Source organism: Pseudomonas sp. LSJ-87, assembly GCF_032971465.1.
GTDB classification, from domain to species: domain Bacteria; phylum Pseudomonadota; class Gammaproteobacteria; order Pseudomonadales; family Pseudomonadaceae; genus Aquipseudomonas; species Aquipseudomonas putida_Z.
This window is the reverse complement of the sequence record NZ_JAWJYQ010000017.1, coordinates 170,823-191,379: the sequence shown is the minus strand read 5'-3', so window position 1 is coordinate 191,379 and position 20,557 is coordinate 170,823. Positions and strand designations below refer to the sequence as shown.

Below are 20,557 nucleotides of genomic sequence, written 5' to 3'. Positions count from 1 at the left end.
TGATGGCCGATTGGCAATCCCTCGATCCCGAGGCCGCTCGCGAAGCGGAAAAATACGACAACCCCATTCCCAGCCGTGAGCTGATCCTGCAGCGCCTCGCCGACCGTGGCGAACCGGCCGCACGCGAGGAACTGGCGGCCGAGTTCGGTCTTTACGACGAAGACCAGATCGAAGCCCTGCGCCGCCGACTGCGTGCAATGGAGCGCGATGGCCAGCTTATCTATACCCGGCGCGGCACTTATGCCCCGGTAGACAAGCTGGACCTGATCTGCGGCCGCGTCTCCGGTCACCGCGATGGCTTCGGCTTCCTTATTCCGGACGACGGCAGCGAAGATCTGTTCCTCAGCCCGTCGCAGATGCGCCTGGTGTTCGACGGCGACCGCGGCCTGGCCCGCGTATCTGGCGTCGACCGCCGTGGCCGCCGTGAAGGCGTGCTGGTCGAAATCATCTCCCGTGCCCACGAAAGCGTGGTCGGCCGTTACTTCGAAGAAGGCGGTATCGGCTACGTGACCCCGGACAACCCGAAGATCCAGCAGGAAGTGCTGGTCACCGCCGGGCGCAACGGCGGGGCCAAGATCGGCCAGTTCGTCGAGATCAAGATCACCCATTGGCCGACCCCGCGCTTCCAGCCGCAAGGCGATGTGGTCGAGGTCATCGGCAACTACATGGCGCCGGGCATGGAAATCGACGTTGCTCTGCGCAGCTACGATATCCCGCACGTCTGGCCCAAGGACGTGATCAAGGAAGCGCGCAAGTTCCGCTCCGAAGTCGAAGAGAAGGACAAGGAGAAGCGCGTCGACCTGCGCCACCTGCCGTTCGTCACCATCGACGGCGAAGACGCCCGTGACTTCGACGACGCCGTCTATTGCGAGCCGCTGGGCAAGCTGCGCCTGTTCTCCGGCGGCTGGCGCCTGTATGTGGCCATTGCCGACGTGTCCAGCTACGTGCGCCTGGGTTCGGCCCTGGACGTCGAGGCCCAGCAGCGCGGCAACTCGGTGTACTTCCCCGAGCGCGTGGTGCCGATGCTCCCCGAAGAGCTGTCCAACGGCCTGTGCTCGCTGAACCCGCATGTCGATCGCCTGGCCATGGTCTGTGAAATGACCATGAACAAAGCCGGCCAGATGGTCGACTACCAGTTCTACGAAGGCGTCATCCACTCCCACGCCCGCCTGACCTACAACAAGGTCAGCAGCATGCTCGAGCACTCCCGCACCCGTGAGGGCAAGGCGCTGCGCGAGGAGTACAAGGCAGTCGTGCCGGACCTGAAGAACCTGTACAACCTGTACAAGGTGCTGGTGGACGCCCGTCACACCCGTGGCGCGATCGACTTCGAGACCCAGGAAACCCGCATCATCTTCGGTGACGAGCGCAAGATCGCGGAAATCCGCCCGACCGTGCGCAACGACGCCCACAAGCTGATCGAGGAATGCATGCTGGCGGCCAACGTGGCCACCGCCGAATTCCTGCAGAAGCATGGCGTGCCGGCCCTGTACCGCGTGCACGACGGCCCGCCGCCGGAGCGTCTGGAAAAGCTGCGCGCCTTCCTGGGCGAACTGGGCCTGACCCTGCACAAGGGCAAGGACCCGTCGCCGAAGGATTACCAGGCTCTGCTGGCGAGCATCGCCGGGCGCCCGGACTTCCACCTGATCCAGACCGTGATGCTGCGTTCGTTGAGCCAGGCGGTGTACAGCACCGACAACAACGGCCACTTCGGCCTGAACTACGAGGCGTACACCCACTTCACCTCGCCGATCCGTCGCTACCCGGACCTGCTGGTGCACCGCGCCATCCGCAGCATCATCCGTTCCAGGGTCGAAACCCCGCACGTCAAGCGTGCCGGCGCCATGAGCATCCCCAAGGCGCGCATCTACCCGTACGACGAGAACACCCTCGAGCAGCTCGGCGAGCAGTGCTCGATGACCGAACGCCGGGCCGATGAAGCCACCCGTGACGTGGTCAACTGGCTCAAGTGCGAGTTCATGAAGGACCGCGTGGGCGAGACTTTCCCGGGTGTGATCACTGCGGTGACCGGTTTCGGCCTGTTCGTCGAGCTGACCGATATCTATGTGGAAGGCCTGGTGCACGTCAGTGCGCTGCCGGGCGACTACTACCACTTCGACCCGGTGCACCACCGCCTGTCTGGCGAGCGTACCGGGCGCAGCTTCCGCCTGGGCGACACGATCGAGGTCAAGGTCATGCGCGTCGACCTGGACGAGCGCAAGATCGACTTCGAAGTGTCGGAAAAGACCCTCGCCGCCCCGATCGGCCGCAAGCAGCGTGGTGCCGCACCGGCTGCCGGCCAGGCCGAGCAGGCTCCGGTCGAGGCCAAGGCCACGCCGAAGCCACGCAGCCGCAAGAGCGAGACCGCCGAGGCGTACTTCCCGAAAGACGCTGTGCAGCGTAACGCCGAAGTGCGCAAGAGCCGCGAAATGAAGAAGGCGCTGATGAGCGAGGCGCGCAGTGGCGGCCATGCCAGCAGCAAGTCGGACAAGGGCGGCAAGGCCTCCGGCAAGCCGACCAAGCACCGTAAAGGCCCGTCGAAGTCCGGCGCGCCACGCAAGAGCAAGAGCAAGTCATGAGTCAGCTGGAAAAGATCTACGGCGTGCACGCCGTGCAGGCATTGCTGCAGCACCATCCGAAGCGGGTCAAGCAGATCTGGCTGTCGGAAGGGCGCAGCGAGCCACGCCTGCAGGCGCTGCTGGCGCTGGCCGCGGAAAATCGCGTGGCGGTCGGCCAGGCCGAGCGCCGTGAGATGGATGCCTGGGTAGAGGGCGTGCATCAGGGTGTGGTCGCCGAGGTGAGCCCGAGCCAGGTCTGGGGTGAGTTGATGCTCGAGGAGTTGCTCGAACGCACCGAAACACCACCGTTGATCCTGGTGCTGGATGGCGTGACCGACCCGCACAACCTTGGCGCCTGCCTGCGTACCGCCGATGCCGCCGGTGCCACGGCAGTGGTGGTGCCCAAGGACAAGTCCGCAACCCTGACGCCGGTCGTGCGCAAGGTGGCCTGTGGCGCTGCGGAGGTGATCCCGCTTGTGGCCGTGACCAACCTGGCGCGCACCCTGGAAAAACTGCAGCAGCGTGGCCTGTGGGTGGTAGGTACCGCCGGCGAGGCCGAACAGGAAATCTACCAGCAGGACCTGACCGGGCCGCTGGTGATGATAATGGGCGCGGAAGGCAAGGGCATGCGCCGGCTGACCCGCGAGCATTGCGATTTCCTGGTGAAGTTGCCGATGGGCGGTAGTGTCAGTAGCCTGAACGTGTCGGTGGCGACTGGCGTGTGCCTGTTCGAGGCTGTGCGTCAGCGTCAGGCCAAGCGCTGATCTTCGGCCTGTACCGGCCCTATCGCCGGCAAGCCGGCTCCCACAGGTGCAACACAAGGTTCAGCACCTGTGGCGATCCTGTGGGAGCTGGCTTGCCGGCGATAGGGCCAGTGCAGGAATAAAGTGCTTCAGGCTGTTCAAATATTCACCAATCACCTTGCTTGTACGCCTCGCCTTCTCTACAATTGCGCCCCTTGCCGAGCTGGCAGGCGCACATGTGCCTCCCCTCCGTGCAAGACATACAGTGTCATTCACTCCTTGTCTGACCAGATTCGCTGGCAGACTACTAACCCGTAAGGAGCATTCATGCGTCATTACGAAATCATCTTCCTGGTTCACCCGGACCAGAGCGAGCAAGTCGGCGGCATGGTTGAGCGTTACACCAAGCTGATCGAAGAAGATGGTGGCAAGATCCACCGCCTGGAAGACTGGGGCCGTCGTCAACTGGCCTACGCAATCAACAATGTTCACAAGGCTCACTACGTGATGCTGAACGTTGAGTGCACCGGCAAGGCCCTGGCCGAGCTGGAAGACAACTTCCGCTACAACGATGCCGTTATCCGTAACCTGGTCATCCGTCGCGACGAAGCCGTTACCGGCCAGTCCGAGATGCTGAAGGCTGAAGAAAACCGCAGCGAGCGCCGTGAGCGTCGTGAGCGTCCTGAGCATGCTGAATCCGCCGACGGCGACGACAGCAATGACAGCGACTCCAGCGATAACGCTGACGAGTAATCCACGGACCTTTAGAGGAGCCTATTAAATGGCACGTTTCTTCCGTCGTCGTAAATTCTGCCGCTTCACTGCTGAAGACGTGAAAGAGATCGACTTCAAAGATCTCAACACCCTGAAAGCTTACGTATCCGAAACCGGCAAGATCGTTCCAAGCCGTATCACCGGTACCAAAGCTCGTTATCAGCGTCAGCTGGCTACCGCTATCAAGCGCGCCCGCTTCCTGGCCCTGCTGCCCTACACCGACAGCCACGGCCGCTGAGACCGGGTCGTCGACAAGCAGTAAGGGATTAGCATGCGAGCGTTAGCAAGTTTCATCATGCGCGGTCGTGTGCAGGCCACCCTGGTGGTGGTCATCAGCGCGGTACTGCCGCTGCTGTTCTGGTTGAGTGCCGCTGCCGGCAGCCTTGTGCTGCTGCGGCGTGGGTTCAAGGATGCTACAACGGTCATCGCCGGCGGCCTGCTGGCCGGGCTGGCCGTGTGGGTCATGGGCGATCCCATCACCTTTCTGGTGATCGCGGGTGCCCTGGGCCTGGCTGCGCTGTTGCGCGCCGAGCATCCCTGGAGCCGGGTGTTGCTGGTCAGTGCCGTGTTCGCCGTGGCTTTCAGCCTCGTGCTCGATCTGGCGCTGGCGCAAACCTTCGATGTGCTGGCCAAGGCGTTTGCCGAAGCCATGCCGAAAATCGAGGGGCAACCGGTGCTCTCCGGTGAGCTGATCCGCCCTGTGCTGGTCGCTTCCACAGCAGTGACGGTGCAATTGTTCAGTGTGCTGGCCCTGGTGCTGGCGCGCTACTGGCAGGCAGCGTTGTACAACCCTGGAGGCTTCGGTCGCGAGTTTCGCGCGCTGAGGTTGCCGAAACAGACCATGGCGGTCTTGGTGGCAGTGATGGTGGTGGCCCCGTTCATCGGGCCGCAGTTCATCGTCCTGGCATCGGCCTCGAGCCTGGTACTGGTGCTGGCCGGCATCGCCTTGATGCACGGGCTGGTGGCGCAGGGGCGACTGGCCGGTTTCTGGCTGGTGGGCATGTACGTGACGTTGCCGCTGATCATGCAGCTGATTTATCCGTTGCTGGTGGTTTTGGCCATTGTCGACAGCCTGATTGATTTTCGCGGTCGCAAGTCCCCCAAGGGGAATGACTCCGCGAACGGTGAAGGTTAAAAGTTAAGAGGTTTTACCAAATGGAACTGATCCTGCTGGAAAAAGTCGCTAACCTGGGCAACCTGGGCGACAAAGTAAAAGTTAAGGCTGGTTACGGCCGTAACTTCCTGCTGCCATTCGGCAAGGCCACCGTTGCCAACGCCGCCAACCTGGCTGCGTTCGAAGAGCGTCGCGCCGAGCTGGAAAAAGCAGCTGCTGACAAGAAAGCTTCGGCTGAAAGCCGCGCTGCCCAACTGGCCGAGCTGGAAGTGACCATCACTGCCACCGCTGGCGACGAAGGCAAGCTGTTCGGTTCGATCGGCACCCACGACATCGCTGACGCCCTGACCGCCTCCGGCGTTGAAGTGGCCAAGGCTGAAGTTCGTCTGCCGAACGGCACCATCCGTCAGGTTGGCGAATACGACGTAGCCGTGCACCTGCACAGCGACGTTGAAGCCACCGTACGCGTGGTCGTCGTAGCTGCCTAAGCTGCGCTGACTGGCTGGCTCCTTGTGGGTCAGGCGGTTAACATCGGGCACGGTCCTGTTTTCGACAGGCCGTGCCCTTTGTCTTTTTCATCCTCCAGAATTCTTTCGTGGCCATGAACGAGATCACCACCTCCGAACAGCTAGACCTGCAAACCGCAGCCCTGAAGGTGCCGCCGCATTCCATCGAGGCCGAACAGGCCGTGCTCGGTGGCCTGATGCTGGACAACAATGCCTGGGAGCGGGTGCTGGACCAGGTATCGGATGGCGACTTCTACCGGCATGACCACCGCCTGATCTTCCGTGCCGTGCACAAGTTGGCCGACGCCAACCAGCCATTCGACGTGGTGACCCTGCACGAGCAGTTGGACAAGGAAGGCCTTTCTTCGCAAGTCGGTGGGTTGGCGTACCTGGCCGAGCTGGCCAAGAACACCCCGTCGGTAGCCAACATCAAGGCCTACGCCGCGATCATTCGCGAGCGCGCCACCCTGCGCCAGCTGATCAGCATCAGTACCGATATCGCCGACAACGCGTTCAACCCGCAAGGGCGCAACGCCGAAGAAATTCTCGATGACGCCGAGCGGCAGATCTTCCAGATCGCCGAGGCTCGCCCGAAAACCGGCGGCCCGGTGGGGGTCAACGAACTGTTGACCATGGCCATCGACCGCATCGACACGCTGTTCAACTCCGACAGTGACATCACCGGCGTGTCCACCGGCTTTACTGACCTCGACGAGAAGACCAGCGGCCTGCAGCCAGCCGACCTGATCATCGTCGCCGGCCGACCGTCGATGGGTAAGACTACCTTCGCCATGAACCTGGTGGAAAACGCCGTACTGCGTACCGACAAGGCGGTGCTGGTGTTCTCCCTCGAGATGCCAGGTGAATCGCTGATCATGCGTATGCTTTCGTCCCTGGGCCGTATCGACCAGACCAAGGTGCGTTCTGGCCAGCTGGACGACGACGACTGGCCGCGCCTGACCTCGGCGGTGAACCTGCTCAACGACCGCAAGCTGTTCATCGACGATACCGCCGGCATCAGCCCCTCGGAAATGCGCGCCCGTACCCGCCGCCTGGCCCGCGAGCATGGCGAAATCGCCATGATCATGGTCGACTACCTGCAGCTGATGCAGATCCCGGGTTCGGCCGGCGACAACCGGACCAACGAAATTTCCGAGATCTCCCGCTCGCTCAAGGCCCTGGCCAAGGAATTCAACTGCCCGGTCATCGCCCTGTCGCAGCTGAACCGCTCCCTGGAACAGCGCCCGAACAAACGCCCGGTGAACTCCGACTTGCGTGAATCTGGTGCGATCGAGCAGGACGCCGACGTGATCATGTTCGTGTACCGCGACGAGGTGTACCACCCCGAGACCGAGCACAAGGGCGTGGCGGAAATCATCATCGGTAAACAGCGTAACGGCCCAATCGGCTTCGTGCGCCTGGCCTTCATCGGCAAGTACACCCGCTTCGAGAACCTTGCGCCGGGCATGTACAACTTCGACGACGACGAATAAGCCACCGGCCTCATCGCCGGCAAGCCAGCTCCCACAGGGGCTCCACCGGCCTCAAGGCAGTGATCTCCTGTGGGAGCTGGCTTGCCGGCGATGAGGCCGGTACAGGCAACCCATGAATCCGACAACCATCGTCGGATTTGGTCAAAATTTGTGCTATATTCCGCGCCCGCGATTTCCCTGCACACCAGAACCGGTCACTGACATGCAAGCAGCCAAACCACTCTACGACTATCCCAAGTACTGGGCCGAATGTTTCGGGCCAGCACCTTTCCTGCCGATGAGCAGGGAGGAGATGGATCTGCTCGGCTGGGATTCCTGCGACATCATCATCGTGACCGGTGATGCCTACGTCGACCACCCGTCGTTCGGCATGGCCATCATCGGCCGCCTGCTGGAGGCCCAGGGCTTCCGCGTGGGCATCATCGCCCAGCCGAACTGGCAGTCGAAAGACGACTTCATGAAGCTCGGCGAGCCGAACCTGTTCTTCGGCGTGGCCGCGGGCAACATGGACTCGATGATCAACCGCTACACCGCGGACAAGAAGATCCGTTCCGACGACGCCTACACCCCTGGTGGCCTGGCCGGCAGCCGACCGGACCGCGCCAGCCTGGTGTACAGCCAGCGCTGCAAGGAAGCCTACAAGCATGTGCCGATCGTGCTCGGCGGCATCGAGGCCTCGCTGCGCCGCATCGCCCACTACGACTACTGGCAGGACAAGGTCCGCCACTCGATCCTGATCGACGCCAGCGCCGACATCCTGCTGTTCGGCAACGCCGAGCGCGCGGTGGTCGAGGTGGCCCAGCGCCTGTCCAACGGCGAGAAGATCGAGACCATCACCGATGTGCGCGGCACTGCTTTCGTGCGTCGTGACACGCCTCAGGGCTGGTACGAGATCGATTCGACCCGCATCGACCGCCCGGGCCGCGTCGACAAGATCATCAACCCGTACGTGAATACCCAGGACACCCAGGCCTGTGCCATCGAGCAGGCCAAGGGCGACCAGGAGGACCCGAACGAAGCCAAGGTCGTGCAGATTCTCGACAGCCCGAGCATGACCCGGGAAAAGTCGGTGATCCGCCTGCCGTCGTTCGAGAAGGTGCGTAACGACCCGGTACTCTATGCCCATGCCAACCGGGTGCTGCACCTGGAGACCAACCCGGGCAACGCCCGCGCCCTGGTGCAGAAGCATGGCGAAGTGGATGTGTGGTTCAACCCGCCACCCATCCCCATGAGCACCGAGGAAATGGACTACGTGTTCGGCATGCCCTATGCCCGTGTGCCGCACCCGGCCTACGGCAAGGAGCGCATCCCGGCCTACGAGATGATCCGTTTCTCGGTGAACATCATGCGTGGCTGCTTCGGTGGCTGCACCTTCTGCTCGATCACCGAGCACGAAGGCCGCATCATCCAGAACCGCTCGCACGAGTCGATCCTGCACGAAATCGAAGAGATGCGTGACAAGGTGCCGGGCTTCACCGGCGTGGTCTCCGACCTTGGCGGCCCGACTGCCAACATGTACCGCATCGCCTGCAAGAGCCATGACATCGAGAAGCACTGTCGCAAGCCGTCGTGCGTGTTCCCGGGCATCTGCGAAAACCTCAACACCGACCACAGCTCGCTCATCGAGCTGTACCGCAAGGCTCGTGCCTTGCCGGGTGTGAAGAAGATCCTGATTGCCTCTGGCCTGCGTTATGACCTGGCGGTGGAGTCGCCGGAGTACGTCAAGGAACTGGTCACCCACCATGTCGGCGGTTACCTGAAGATTGCCCCGGAGCACACCGAGCGTGGCCCGCTGGACAAGATGATGAAGCCGGGCATCGGCACCTATGACCGCTTCAAGCGCATGTTCGAGAAGTTCTCGAAAGAGGCGGGCAAGGAGCAGTACCTGATCCCGTACTTCATCGCCGCGCACCCGGGCACCACCGACGAAGACATGATGAACCTCGCCCTGTGGCTGAAGGGCAACGGCTTCCGTGCCGACCAGGTGCAGGCGTTCTACCCGTCGCCGATGGCCTCGGCCACGGCCATGTACCACTCGGGCAAGAACCCGCTGCGCAAGGTGACCTACAAGAGCGAAGGTGTGGATATCGTCAAGAGCGAGGAGCAGCGCCGCCTGCACAAGGCGTTCTTGCGTTACCACGACCCGAAGGGCTGGCCGATGCTGCGTGAGGCGTTGCAGCGCATGGGCCGCGCCGACCTGATCGGGCCGGGCAAGCACCAGCTGATCCCGCTGCACCAGCCGCAGACCGATACCTACCAGAGTGCACGTCGCAAGAACTCGACCCCTGCGGGTAGCCACAAGGTGGGCAAGGAGCAGAAGGTTCTTACCCAGCACACCGGCCTGCCGCCGCGTGGCAGTGATGGCAGCAAGCCGTGGGACAAGCGTGAAAAAGCCAAGGCCGAAGCGTTTGCGCGTAACCAGCAGGCGGCCAAGGAGCGCAAGGAAGCGGCCAAGGGTGGCAAGGGCAACAAGAAGCCGCGTCAGCCAGTGATCCCGCGCTGATCTCGGGGGGCCGCTTTGCGGCCCCATCGCCGGCAAGCCAGCTCCCACAGGAATTGCACAAAGCCCAAGGCTTGCACTGTACCTGTGGGAGCTGGCTTGCCGGCGATTGGGCTGCAAAGCAGCCCCTGTAACAGGTTTAGTCAGGCTTCTTGTCGACCCACTTCGGCGCCACCGGCGCAACAAAGCTGTCCATCCCGTCCAGCAGCTCATCAGGCTGCTGCCCCAGCAGCAACATCGCCCGATGCTGCGGCCGCACGAAGCCTTCTTCGACGATATGGTCGAGGAACCCGCCCAGCTTCTCGTAGAAGCCGTTCACATCCAGCAGCCCCAGCGGCTTGGCGTGATAGCCCAATTGGCCCCAGGTCCATACCTCGAACAACTCCTCCAGCGTACCCAGCCCACCGGGCAGGGCGATGAAGGCATCGCTCAGCTCGGCCATGCGTGCCTTGCGCGCGTGCATGCCGTCGACCACTTCCAGGCGGCTGAGGCCCTTGTGGCCGATTTCGGCATTCATCAGGCTCTGGGGGATGATCCCGATCACTTCGCCACCGGCCGCCATGGCCGCGTCGGCGACGGTGCCCATCAGGCCGACCGCGCCACCGCCATAGACCAGGGTCAGGCCGCGACGGGCAATCGCCTGGCCCAGCGCGATGGCCGCTTCACGGTAGGCAGGGTTGGCACCAATGCTGGCGCCGCAGAACACACAAACGGAACGTACGGGCATTGCTCATCTCCAGTCACTCAGGCTGACAGGGTAAGGCCCATGTCCTACAGTTCCAAGGCTGCTTTCACTCCGGTCGGGAGAATTCGCAGATGGCGCCGGTCGCTCCGTGGGCGTAGGCCGCCAGCAGGCTGTTCATCAGGCTACCAAGGGTCATTTCGTATTGCTCCTAAATGAGAGGTTGTCCCATCGTCCAATAAAAGGGCATGATGTGCCCTTGAATTGGTTGTATACAATCCATTGAACAATTCTACTGGCTGGCCTCTTGACAGCCCCTTGACCCATATCAGCAAGGGGCTGAACGGTTTCAGGCAGTCTCGCAATTGATAAAACCCTGCCAAGGAGATTCATGATGTTTGCGAAAGCTGTAGCGGTATCCCTGCTGACCCTCGCCAGCGCCTCTGTCTTCGCAGCCGAGTGCTCGGTGACTGTCGACTCCACCGACCAGATGTCCTACAACACCAAGGAAATCACCGTCGACAAGAGCTGCAAGGAATTCACCGTCAAACTGACCCACTCCGGCAACCTGCCGAAGAACGTCATGGGCCATAACCTGGTAATCAGCAAGACTGCCGACATGCAGGGCATTGCCACCGAAGGCATGAGCCAGGGTCTGGAAAAGGACTACATCAAGGCTGACAACGCCGCGATCATTGCCCACACCAAGATGATTGGTGCTCCTGAGAAGGAGACCGAGGTGAAGTTCGACGCTACCAAGCTGGAAGCCGGTGGCGACTACAGCTTCTTCTGCACCTTCCCGGGCCACATCTCGATGATGAAGGGCAAGGTCGTCGTCAAGTAATCAAAGGCTGACGGTGAACCCTGTGGGAGCGGGTTCATCGGGGCGCCGAACCGCCGCGAATACGTCGGTGGGTTCACCATTGCATTCGCGGCGGTTCGGCGTCCCGATGAACCCGCTCCCACAGGTCCGTCTATAGCCTTATCAAGGGGCGAACGGCAGTTCGCGCTTGTGCTGGGTCTTGCGGTAGGTGGCGACGATGATATCGAACGCTTCCTGGTCAACCGGCTGCCCATGCAGGAAGGCATCGATTTGCTGGTAAGTCACGCCATGGGAGGCTTCGTCCGGCTTGCCCGGCGCCAGGTCTTCCAGGTCCGCAGTCGGGACCTTTTCCACCAGTGACTCCGGCGCACCGAAGCTGCGCGCAATCGCCCGCACCTGGTTCTTCACCAGCCCGCTCAGCGGCGCCAGGTCGCAGGCACCATCACCGAACTTGGTAAAGAACCCCATCACCGCCTCGGCGGCGTGGTCGGTGCCGATCACCAGGCCCGCGCGGGCACCGGCGATGGTGTACTGGGCGACCATGCGGGTACGCGCCTTGACGTTGCCGACCACGAAGTCCACCAGCGTCGGCGAGCCGTTCTTCAACTCCACCACTTCAGCCGCCAGCGCCCGTACTGCCGGGGCGATATCCACGGTGTGCACTTCGTCGGCCTTGATCACTTCCAGGCACGCCTGGGCGTCATGCTCGTCATGCTGGACCTGGTAAGGCAGGCGCACGGCGATGAAGGTGTAGGCCTTGTCGCCGGTTTCGGCGCGCAGCTCGTTGATGGCGCGTTGGGCGAGCAGGGCGGCGGTCAGCGAGTCGACGCCGCCGCTGATGCCCAGCACCAGGGTCTTGAGCCGGGCGTTGGCCAGGCAATCCTTGATGAACGCCACGCGCCGGGCCACTTCGGCCTCGAGCGCGGCGGCGTCGGCGAACGGCGGCTGTACCTTCAGCGCCTGGGCAATCTCTTGCTGAACCGCTTGCATGGGTTACTCCTTGCTGGGGACTTTGAATACATGGCGCATGTAGGCGACGAAGTTCTCGTCGCGGCATTGGGTCTTGGCGGCTTCGTCCGAGATCTTCGCCACCGGCGCGCCGTTGCAGTCGGTCATTTTAAGCACGATGCTCATCGGGGCCACGCCCGGGATATCACAGGTCAGGTTGGTGCCGATGCCAAAGCTGACGTTGATGCGACCGCGCAGGGCACGGAAGATTTCCAGCGAGCGGGTCAGGTTGAGACCGTCGGAAAACACCAGGGTCTTGGTCATCGGGTCGATACCTAGTTTCTGGTAATGGGCAATGGCCTTTTCCGCCCAGGCCACCGGTTCGCCCGAGTCGTGGCGCAGGCCATCGAACAGCTTGGCAAAGTACAGGTCGAAATCGCCGAGGAAGGCATCCATGGTGATGCAGTCGGTCAGGGCGATGCCGAGCAGGCCGCGGTACTCGCGCACCCAGCAGTCCAGCGCGGCGATCTGGCTGTCGATCAGTCGCGGGCCGAGTTGCTGGTGGGCCATGATCCATTCATGGGCCATGGTGCCTAGCGGCTTGATATCCAGTTTCCATGCCAGGTCGACGTTGCTGGTGCCGACGAAGCGGCCCGGGAAATCGTCGCGCAGCACACGCACCACTTCTTCCTGCACACGGCTGGAAAAGCGCCGACGGGTGCCGAAGTCGGCCACCTGCAGTTCGGCCAGTTCATCGTCGCTGGCATGTGCGCGCAGCCAGTCGAACTTGCGGTACAGCTGGTCGCGGGCCTCGGCCAGGCGCATGCGCGGGTGCAGGTGGCGGTTGCGCACTTCGCTGATGATCGCCAGCAGCGGCACTTCGAACAGGATCACATGCAGCCACGGGCCTTTCAGGCGCAGGAACAGCTGGTCGTTTTCTATCCCCAGGCGTACGTAGCGCAGGTTGAAGCGGAACAGGCGCAGAAAGCGCAGGAAGTCAGGCTTGAGGAAGCTGATACGTTCGAGGAAGGCCAGCTGGCCGTCATCCAGGGTAAGGTCGCTGAGCAGTTCGAGCTGGTTGCGGATCTCGCCGAGGTAGGGGCGCAGGTCCTCGCCGTTGCGGCAGCGGAATTCCCACTCGACGTCGGCGTCCGGGTAGTTGTGCAGCACGCCCTGCATCATGGTGAGTTTGTAGAAGTCGGTGTCGAGCAGGTTGTGCACGATGCGCTCGGCGAATGCGCTCTCGCTCATCAATGGGGCTCCGGAAGCGGCGAATGGCGGACATTGTGCCAGCCTTTTCGGCCTTGTTGTGCCTGTTGCGGCCCTATCGCCGGCAAGCCAGCTCCCACAAGTAACCCACAGGGCCGGAATTTGCAGTGTTCCTGTGGGAGCTGGCTTGCCGGCGATAGGGCCGGAACTGCCAAAACAGAGGTGTTTTTCCGTGCACCAGCTAGCCTTGAAACGGTGCCGCCTGTAGCAGTCGCGCACCAGCTGTGTGCAGTTCGGTGACGTCCGCTGTTACAGGGCGGTTGCACGTAAACACTTGCCAGGGTTGCAATGATGGCACCCGATGGTTGCTCCTTGTCTGTACGTGTGGTGGCGCCTGCCGCGTGGCAGACGGTTGCACGCTCAATAAAGAAAAGGCCGTCGGTCGCCTGCCGGCAACCTGCACAGTGTGTTTTCCCGGAAGACAAAACCTATGGCACGGCCCTTGCTCGGAGCACAGGGCTGAGAAGTTGTAGTGCCAACCAAAAAAAACTCTAGGAGCACCACCTCATGTCGCAGACGTTTTACAAGAAAGGTTTCCTGGCTCTGGCCGTAGCTACGGCACTGGGTGTTTCTTCGTATGTTCAGGCCGACGTCAAGATCGGTGTAGCGGGCCCGATGACCGGGGCTAACGCAGCGTTTGGCGAGCAGTACATGAAAGGTGCGCAGGCAGCGGCCGACAAGATCAACGCCGCCGGTGGCGTGAACGGCGAGAAAATCGTGCTGGTCAAGGGCGATGACGCCTGCGAGCCGAAGCAGGCCGTGGCCGTGGCCAACCGTCTGGTCGACCAGGACAAGGTGATCGGCGTGGTCGGCCACTTCTGTTCCTCCAACACCATCCCGGCCTCCGAGGTGTATGACGAGGCTGGCGTCATCGCCATCACCCCTGGCTCCACCAACCCACAAGTCACCGAGCGCGGCCTGGGCGCCATGTTCCGCATGTGCGGCCGTGACGACCAGCAGGGCATCGTCGCCGGCGATTACATCGTCGACGTGCTCAAGGGCAAGAAAGTCGCGGTGCTGCACGACAAGGACACCTACGGCCAGGGCCTGGCCGACGCGACCAAGGCACAGCTGGAGAAACGCGGCGTCAAGCCGGTGCTGTACGAAGGCCTGACCCGCGGCGAGAAGGACTTCAGCGCCGTCGTCACCAAGATCCGTTCCACCGGTGCCGACGTGGTCTACTTCGGCGGCCTGCACCCGGAAGCCGGCCCGCTGGTACGCCAGCTGCGCGAGCAGGGCCTGAAGGACGTCAAGTTCATGTCCGATGACGGCATCGTCACCGACGAACTGGTGTCCACCGCCGGCGGCGCGCAGTACGTCGATGGTGTGTACATGACCTTCGGCGCCGACCCGCGCCTGCTGCCGGACAGCAAGGCGGTGGTGGAGGAGTTCCGCAAGGCCGGTACCGAACCTGAAGGCTACACCCTGTACGCCTACGCCTCGCTGCAGGCCCTGGCTGCCGCGTTCAACGGCGCCAAGTCGAACAAGGGCGAAGACGCTGCCAAGTGGCTCAAGGCCAACCCGGTGCAGACCGTCATGGGCGAGAAAAAGTGGGACTCGAAGGGTGACCTGACTGTGTCCGACTATGTGGTCTACCAGTGGGATGCCCAAGGCAAGTACCACCAGCTGGAAAAACAAAAATAACAACGGCCCACGGCCCGGGCGCGTCAGCCCCCGGGCCAAAGCCCCGCGGTACCTGTCTTTATCCGTAGATCTGCACAGTACTGCGCTGCGAGGGCCGCCTTGTCCCAGGCCCGCCGTGGTCGGCGCTCGTGCAATCTCAATCAGGTGAGATTGCGTTATGGATGGTATTTTCCTGCAGCAACTGGTCAACGGCCTGACCCTCGGGTCGGTCTATGGCCTGATCGCCATCGGCTACACAATGGTCTATGGCATCATCGGCATGATCAACTTCGCGCACGGCGAGGTGTATATGATTTCCGCGTACCTCGCGGCGATCAGCCTGGCATTGCTGGCTTATTTCGGTATCGAGTCGTTCCCCCTGTTGATGCTGGGCACCCTGTTGTTCACCATCGTCGTCACCGGTGTGTACGGCTTCACCATCGAACGCATCGCCTACAAACCCCTGCGCAACTCCACCCGCCTGGCGCCGCTGATCAGTGCCATCGGCATCTCGCTGATCCTGCAGAACTACGCGCAGATCAGCCAGGGCGCCCGCCAGCAAGGCGTGCCAACCCTGCTGGAAGGTGCCTGGCGTGTCGACGTGGGTACCGGCTTCGTGCAACTGACCTACACCAAGATCTTCATTCTGGTGGCAGCCTTCGTTGGCATGGGCCTGCTCACCTACGTGATCAAGTACACCAAGCTCGGCCGCATGTGCCGTGCTACCCAGCAAGACCGCAAGATGGCCTCGATCCTGGGCATCAACACCGACCGGGTGATCTCCTACGTGTTCGTCATCGGTGCGGTGATGGCCGCCCTGGCCGGCGTGCTGATCACCATGAACTACGGCACCTTCGACTTCTACGCCGGCTTCATCATCGGCATCAAGGCGTTCACCGCCGCGGTGCTCGGCGGTATCGGCTCGCTGCCTGGCGCCATGCTCGGCGGGATCATCCTGGGTATTTCCGAGTCGCTGTTCTCTGGCCTGATCAACTCCGACTACAAGGACGTGTTCAGCTTCTCGCTGCTGGTGATGATCCTTATCTTCCGCCCACAAGGCCTGCTGGGTCGCCCGCTCGTGGCTAAGGTGTGAACATGTCCATTGCCAAAACTGCCTCCGTTACTGAAACCAGAAGTTTCGACATCAAACGCAGCCTGCTGGAGACCATCGTCGCCGGCCTGCTGGCACTCATCGTATTTGGCCCTGTGGTCGGCGTGGTGCTCGACGGCTACACCTTCAATGCCGAGCCGCGGCGTGTGGCCTGGCTGGTCGGCGGGGTGATGCTGGGGCGCTTCCTGCTCAGCCTGTACCTGCAGACGGCCGCCGGCTCGCGCATGCTCCAGGGCTTCGAAAGCGGTGGCTCGGGCGTGCATGTGCGCGCGCCGGACTACGTATCGCGGCTGCGCTATATCATCCCTGCGCTGGTGGTGATTGCCATCGTCTTCCCGATCTTCGCCAACAAGTACCTGCTGACCGTGGTCATCCTCGGCCTGATCTACGTGCTGCTGGGCCTGGGCCTGAACATCGTGGTTGGCCTGGCCGGCCTGCTCGACCTGGGCTACGTGGCGTTCTATGCCATCGGTGCGTACGGCCTGGCGCTGGGTTACCAGTACCTTGGCCTGGGCTTCTGGAGCGTGCTGCCACTGGCGGCCATCGCCGCGGCGCTGGCGGGGTGCATACTCGGCTTCCCGGTGCTGCGGATGCACGGCGACTACCTGGCGATCGTGACCCTGGGCTTCGGCGAGATCATCCGCCTGGTGCTGAACAACTGGTTGTCGTTCACCGGCGGCCCGAACGGCATGCCGGCACCGGCACCCACCTTCTTCGGCCTGGAGTTCGGCCGCCGGGCCAAGGACGGCGGGGTACCGATCCACGAGTTCTTCGGCTTCGAATACAACGCCAACCTCAAGTTCGTGTTCATCTACGCGGTGCTGTTCATCGTTGTGCTGGCCGTGCTGTACATCAAGCAACGCCTGACCCGCATGCCGGTCGGCCGTGCCTGGGAAGCGCTACGCGAAGACGAGATCGCCTGCCGCTCGATGGGCCTGAACCACGTGCTGGTCAAGCTTTCGGCGTTTACCCTGGGTGCCTCCACCGCTGGCCTGGCCGGGGTGTTCTTTGCCACCTACCAGGGCTTCGTCAACCCGTCGTCGTTCACCTTCTTCGAGTCGGCGCTGATCCTCGCCATCGTCGTGCTTGGTGGCATGGGCTCGACCGTGGGTGTGGTGATCGCAGCCTTCGTGCTGACCGTGGCGCCCGAGCTGCTGCGCAGCTTCTCCGAATACCGCGTGCTGCTGTTCGGTGTGCTGATGGTGCTGATGATGATCTGGCGACCGCGTGGGCTGATCCGCATCAGCCGTACCGGTGTGACCCCGCGTAAAGGAGTGGCGCCATGAGCGACGATATCATTCTCTCGGTCGACAACCTGATGATGCAGTTCGGTGGCATCAAGGCGCTCAGCGATGTCAGCCTGAAGGTCCGGCGCAACCAGATCTTCGCCCTGATCGGCCCCAACGGTGCGGGCAAGACCACCGTGTTCAACTGCCTGACCGGGTTCTACAAGGCCAGTGGCGGGCGCATCGAGCTGAACGTGCGCGGCAGCCACACCAATGTCATCCAGCTGCTCGGCGAGCGCTTCCAGGTGGCGGACTTCGTCTCGCCGGCGCGCTTTGCCAACCGCATGTACTACAAGATGTTCGGCGGTACCCATCTGGTCAACCGCGCCGGCCTGGCACGCACCTTCCAGAACATTCGCCTGTTCAAGGAAATGTCGGTGGTGGAGAACCTGCTGGTGGCCCAGCACATGTGGGTCAACCGCAACCTGCTGGCCGGGGTGCTCAACACCAAGGCCTACCGCAAGGCCGAGAGTGACGCACTGGACCACGCGTTCTACTGGCTGGAGGTGGTCGACCTGGTCGATTGCGCCAACCGCCTGGCTGGCGAGTTGTCGTACGGCCAGCAGCGCCGCCTGGAAATCGCCCGGGCCATGTGCACGCGGCCGAAGATCATCTGCCTGGACGAACCGGCGGCTGGCCTGAACCCACAGGAAACCGAGGCTCTCAGCCGCATGATCCGCGTGCTGCGCGACGAGCACGACATCACCGTGGTGCTGATCGAACACGACATGGGCATGGTCATGAGCATTTCCGACCATATCGTGGTGCTCGACCACGGCAACGTGATTGCCGAAGGCGCGCCGCAGGATATCCGCCACAACCCGACGGTGATCGCCGCCTACCTGGGTGCCGATGAAGAGGAACTGGTATGAGTGCACCCATTCTCGAACTGAAGGATCTGGACGTGTTCTACGGCCCGATCCAGGCGCTGAAAAAGGTCTCGATGCACATCAACGAGGGCGAGACGGTCAGCCTGATCGGCGCCAACGGTGCTGGCAAGTCGACCCTGCTGATGTCGATCTTCGGCCAGCCGCGGGCGGCGTCGGGGCATATCGTGTACCGCGGCACCGACATCACTCGCAAGTCGTCGCACTACATCGCTTCCAACGGCATCGCCCAGTCGCCGGAGGGGCGCCGTGTGTTCCCCGACATGACCGTCGAGGAGAACCTGATGATGGGTACCATCCCCATCGGTGACAAGCATGCCGACGAAGACATGCAGCGCATGTACGAGCTGTTCCCGCGCCTGAAAGAGCGGCGTAACCAGAGGGCCATGACCATGTCCGGTGGCGAGCAGCAGATGCTGGCCATTGCCCGCGCGCTGATGAGCCGGCCAAAGTTGTTGTTGCTGGATGAGCCATCGCTGGGGCTGGCGCCGATCGTGGTCAAACAGATCTTCTCGACCCTGCGTGAGCTGGCCAAGACCGGGATGACCATCTTCCTGGTGGAGCAGAACGCCAACCATGCGCTGAAACTGTCGGACCGGGCTTATGTGATGGTCAACGGGCAGATTCGCATGAGCGGCACGGGGCAGGAGCTGTTGGTCAACGAGGAAGTGCGTAACGCCTATCTCGGCGGGCATTGAGTTGCATGCGGGGGCCGCTTTGCGGCCCTTTCGCCGGCAAGCCAGCTCCCACAGGTACTGCGCTGCCCTCAGGGCCTGTGTGGTCCCTGTGGGAGCTGGCTTGCCGGCGAAAGGGCTGCAAAGCAGCCCCATTCTGGATGTGGACAACTTCTACCACACCTCTCCGTTCACGCATCGCCACCCCATCCCAAGCCCTTGTTTCCACAGGCCCGATCTTTTCCACGGATAATGTGGAACCGCCTGTGGAAAACATGGTGGCATCTCGCTCAAGCCCTTTGATACCAAGCCCTGCAGCTTCATGATCATTTTTTGATCACAGGCACCTTGTGGATGATTTTCCCAGGCTTTTCAAAGCCCTGCATTCATTCCAAGGCTCCCGCAAAGCCTGTGGATAACCCTGTGAAAAAACCTTGGACAGACCGCTGCAGACGGCATGCTTGAAAGCCTTGCGCCATCACCGAAAAGATATCCACCGACCACAAGTCGCTGAAAGGGTTCCGCACCGTGGACAAGTTGCCCCCAATCCGTGGGGAAAGCCTTGTGGATAACATGCGCATAGCTGGTGCCGAGCCCTCTGCTGCAAGGGTTTGCCGCATATGATCAAAAAATGAACAGTGCCCCGGGCGGGTTGCTGCAAGCGCCCGGCGCGGGCATGCTGCAAGCCTGCCGATGACAATCCACCGTGAGGAACAGAGCATGACGTCCACCGTATTCATCACTGGCGCGACTTCCGGTTTCGGCGAGGCCACTGCCCGCCGCTTCGCCGAAGCCGGCTGGAAGCTGGTGCTCACTGGCCGCCGCAAGGAGCGCCTGGACGCCCTGTGCGCCGAACTGTCGGCCAAGACCGAAGTACACGGCCTGGTGCTCGACGTGCGTGACCGCAAGGCCATGGAGCAGGCCATCGCCAGCCTGCCGGCCGGCTTCGACAAGCTGCGCGGCCTGGTCAACAACGCAGGCCTGGCGCTGGGTGTGGACGCGGCGCAGAACTGCAGCCTGGACGACTGGGAAACCATGGTCGACACCAACATCAAGGGCCTGATGTATACCACCCGCCTGCTGCTGCCACGGCTGATCGCCCATGGCCGTGGGGCGTCGATCCTCAACGTAGGTTCGGTGGCGGGCAACTACCCGTACCCGGGCAGCAACGTGTACGGCGGCACCAAGGCCTTCGTCGGCCAGTTCTCGTTGAGCCTGCGCTGCGACCTGCGGGGTACGGGCGTGCGCGTGAGCAACATCGAGCCGGGCTTGTGCGAGAGCGAGTTCTCGCTGGTGCGCTTCGGCGGTGACCAGGCCAAATACGACGCCACCTATGCCGGTGCCGAGCCGATCCAGCCGCAGGACATTGCCGAAACCATCTTCTGGATCCTCAACCAGCCGGCGCATATCAACATCAACAGCCTCGAGCTGATGCCGGTGAGCCAGGACTGGGCAGGGTTCTCGATCGACCGATCGGTCAAAGGCTGATCCGAGGGCCTCTTCGCGGGTAAACCCGCTCCCACAGGTACCGCACCGGTTTCGGAGCAGGCGCTATCCCTGTGGGAG

General features: G+C 62.5%; 18 protein-coding genes. 15 read left to right on the top strand and 3 right to left on the bottom strand.

Translation table 11 applies throughout. The features are described from left to right. Positions 1-2: 2 nt before the first annotated feature. The 8 genes from rnr to RYH74_RS12105 all read left to right on the top strand — a co-directional run bounded on the left by rnr (position 3) and on the right by RYH74_RS12105 (position 9,691). Positions 3-2,579 carry a ribonuclease R gene (rnr, locus tag RYH74_RS12140; protein ID WP_075046523.1) on the top strand — a complete coding sequence of 859 codons (2,577 nt, stop codon included), beginning with the start codon at positions 3-5 and terminating at the stop codon, positions 2,577-2,579. Continuing rightward, positions 2,576-3,322, top strand: coding sequence for a 23S rRNA (guanosine(2251)-2'-O)-methyltransferase RlmB (gene rlmB / locus RYH74_RS12135; protein WP_003259007.1), 747 nt, complete (start codon positions 2,576-2,578; stop codon positions 3,320-3,322). The genes rnr and rlmB overlap by 4 nt, the downstream gene beginning before the upstream one ends. Before the next feature lie 306 nt (positions 3,323-3,628). Next, positions 3,629-4,054, top strand: a complete 426-nt coding sequence (gene rpsF, locus RYH74_RS12130; RefSeq protein ID WP_013974420.1) for a 30S ribosomal protein S6 — start codon at positions 3,629-3,631, stop codon at positions 4,052-4,054. A gap of 28 nt (positions 4,055-4,082) precedes the next feature. Next, complete coding sequence (gene rpsR, locus RYH74_RS12125; protein WP_003249563.1) at positions 4,083-4,313, top strand: 30S ribosomal protein S18; 231 nt, start codon at positions 4,083-4,085, stop codon at positions 4,311-4,313. A 33-nt stretch (positions 4,314-4,346) separates the two neighbouring features. Further along, positions 4,347-5,210 (top strand): hypothetical protein, encoded by an 864-nt coding sequence (locus RYH74_RS12120; RefSeq protein ID WP_025340821.1) that lies wholly within the window; start codon positions 4,347-4,349, stop codon positions 5,208-5,210. A gap of 20 nt (positions 5,211-5,230) precedes the next feature. Beyond that, positions 5,231-5,677 carry a 50S ribosomal protein L9 gene (gene rplI / locus RYH74_RS12115; protein WP_003249568.1) on the top strand — a complete coding sequence of 149 codons (447 nt, stop codon included), beginning with the start codon at positions 5,231-5,233 and terminating at the stop codon, positions 5,675-5,677. Between the two features lie 113 nt (positions 5,678-5,790). Continuing rightward, positions 5,791-7,188, top strand: coding sequence for a replicative DNA helicase (gene dnaB / locus RYH74_RS12110; protein WP_015271992.1), 1,398 nt, complete (start codon positions 5,791-5,793; stop codon positions 7,186-7,188). A gap of 202 nt (positions 7,189-7,390) precedes the next feature. Further along, positions 7,391-9,691 (top strand): YgiQ family radical SAM protein, encoded by a 2,301-nt coding sequence (locus RYH74_RS12105; protein WP_025340820.1) that lies wholly within the window; start codon positions 7,391-7,393, stop codon positions 9,689-9,691. 136 nt (positions 9,692-9,827) lie between these two features. On the opposite strand, the gene RYH74_RS12100 is transcribed toward RYH74_RS12105, so the two are convergent. Then, positions 9,828-10,415: a TIGR00730 family Rossman fold protein gene (locus RYH74_RS12100; RefSeq protein ID WP_025340819.1), complete on the bottom strand. Its 588-nt coding sequence runs from the start codon at positions 10,413-10,415 to the stop codon at positions 9,828-9,830. A gap of 349 nt (positions 10,416-10,764) precedes the next feature. On the opposite strand from RYH74_RS12100, the gene azu reads away from it, so the two are divergent. After that, on the top strand, positions 10,765-11,214 hold the full coding sequence (gene azu / locus RYH74_RS12095) for an azurin (protein WP_015271990.1): 450 nt from the start codon (positions 10,765-10,767) through the stop codon (positions 11,212-11,214). Positions 11,215-11,355: 141 nt separating this feature from the next. Here the strand turns inward: azu and nadE are convergent, their stop codons facing one another. Then, complete coding sequence (nadE, locus tag RYH74_RS12090; protein ID WP_013974414.1) at positions 11,356-12,183, bottom strand: ammonia-dependent NAD(+) synthetase; 828 nt, start codon at positions 12,181-12,183, stop codon at positions 11,356-11,358. A 3-nt stretch (positions 12,184-12,186) separates the two neighbouring features. Continuing rightward, on the bottom strand, positions 12,187-13,392 hold the full coding sequence (gene pncB / locus RYH74_RS12085; protein ID WP_025340817.1) for a nicotinate phosphoribosyltransferase: 1,206 nt from the start codon (positions 13,390-13,392) through the stop codon (positions 12,187-12,189). A 525-nt stretch (positions 13,393-13,917) separates the two neighbouring features. Here pncB and RYH74_RS12080 point away from each other — a divergent pair. From RYH74_RS12080 to RYH74_RS12055, 6 genes are all read left to right on the top strand, one after another. Then, a complete protein-coding gene (locus RYH74_RS12080; RefSeq protein WP_015271988.1) occupies positions 13,918-15,054 on the top strand; it encodes a branched-chain amino acid ABC transporter substrate-binding protein in 1,137 nt (378 codons plus the stop codon). Between the two features lie 157 nt (positions 15,055-15,211). Continuing rightward, entirely contained in the window at positions 15,212-16,126 is a 915-nt protein-coding gene (locus tag RYH74_RS12075) for an ABC transporter permease subunit (RefSeq protein ID WP_317409451.1), read from the top strand. 2 nt (positions 16,127-16,128) lie between these two features. Continuing rightward, on the top strand, positions 16,129-17,430 hold the full coding sequence (livM, locus tag RYH74_RS12070) for a high-affinity branched-chain amino acid ABC transporter permease LivM (protein WP_317409450.1): 1,302 nt from the start codon (positions 16,129-16,131) through the stop codon (positions 17,428-17,430). Continuing rightward, the gene (locus tag RYH74_RS12065) at positions 17,427-18,302 is read left to right on the top strand and encodes an ATP-binding cassette domain-containing protein (RefSeq protein ID WP_025340815.1); all 876 of its coding nucleotides are present in this window, start codon (positions 17,427-17,429) and stop codon (positions 18,300-18,302) included. The genes livM and RYH74_RS12065 overlap by 4 nt, the downstream gene beginning before the upstream one ends. Continuing rightward, entirely contained in the window at positions 18,299-19,015 is a 717-nt protein-coding gene (locus RYH74_RS12060) for an ABC transporter ATP-binding protein (RefSeq protein WP_015271986.1), read from the top strand. Before RYH74_RS12065 ends, RYH74_RS12060 begins: the two co-directional genes overlap by 4 nt. A gap of 696 nt (positions 19,016-19,711) precedes the next feature. Continuing rightward, on the top strand, positions 19,712-20,479 hold the full coding sequence (locus RYH74_RS12055; protein ID WP_075046516.1) for an SDR family oxidoreductase: 768 nt from the start codon (positions 19,712-19,714) through the stop codon (positions 20,477-20,479). The last annotated feature ends 78 nt before the right edge of the window (positions 20,480-20,557 follow it).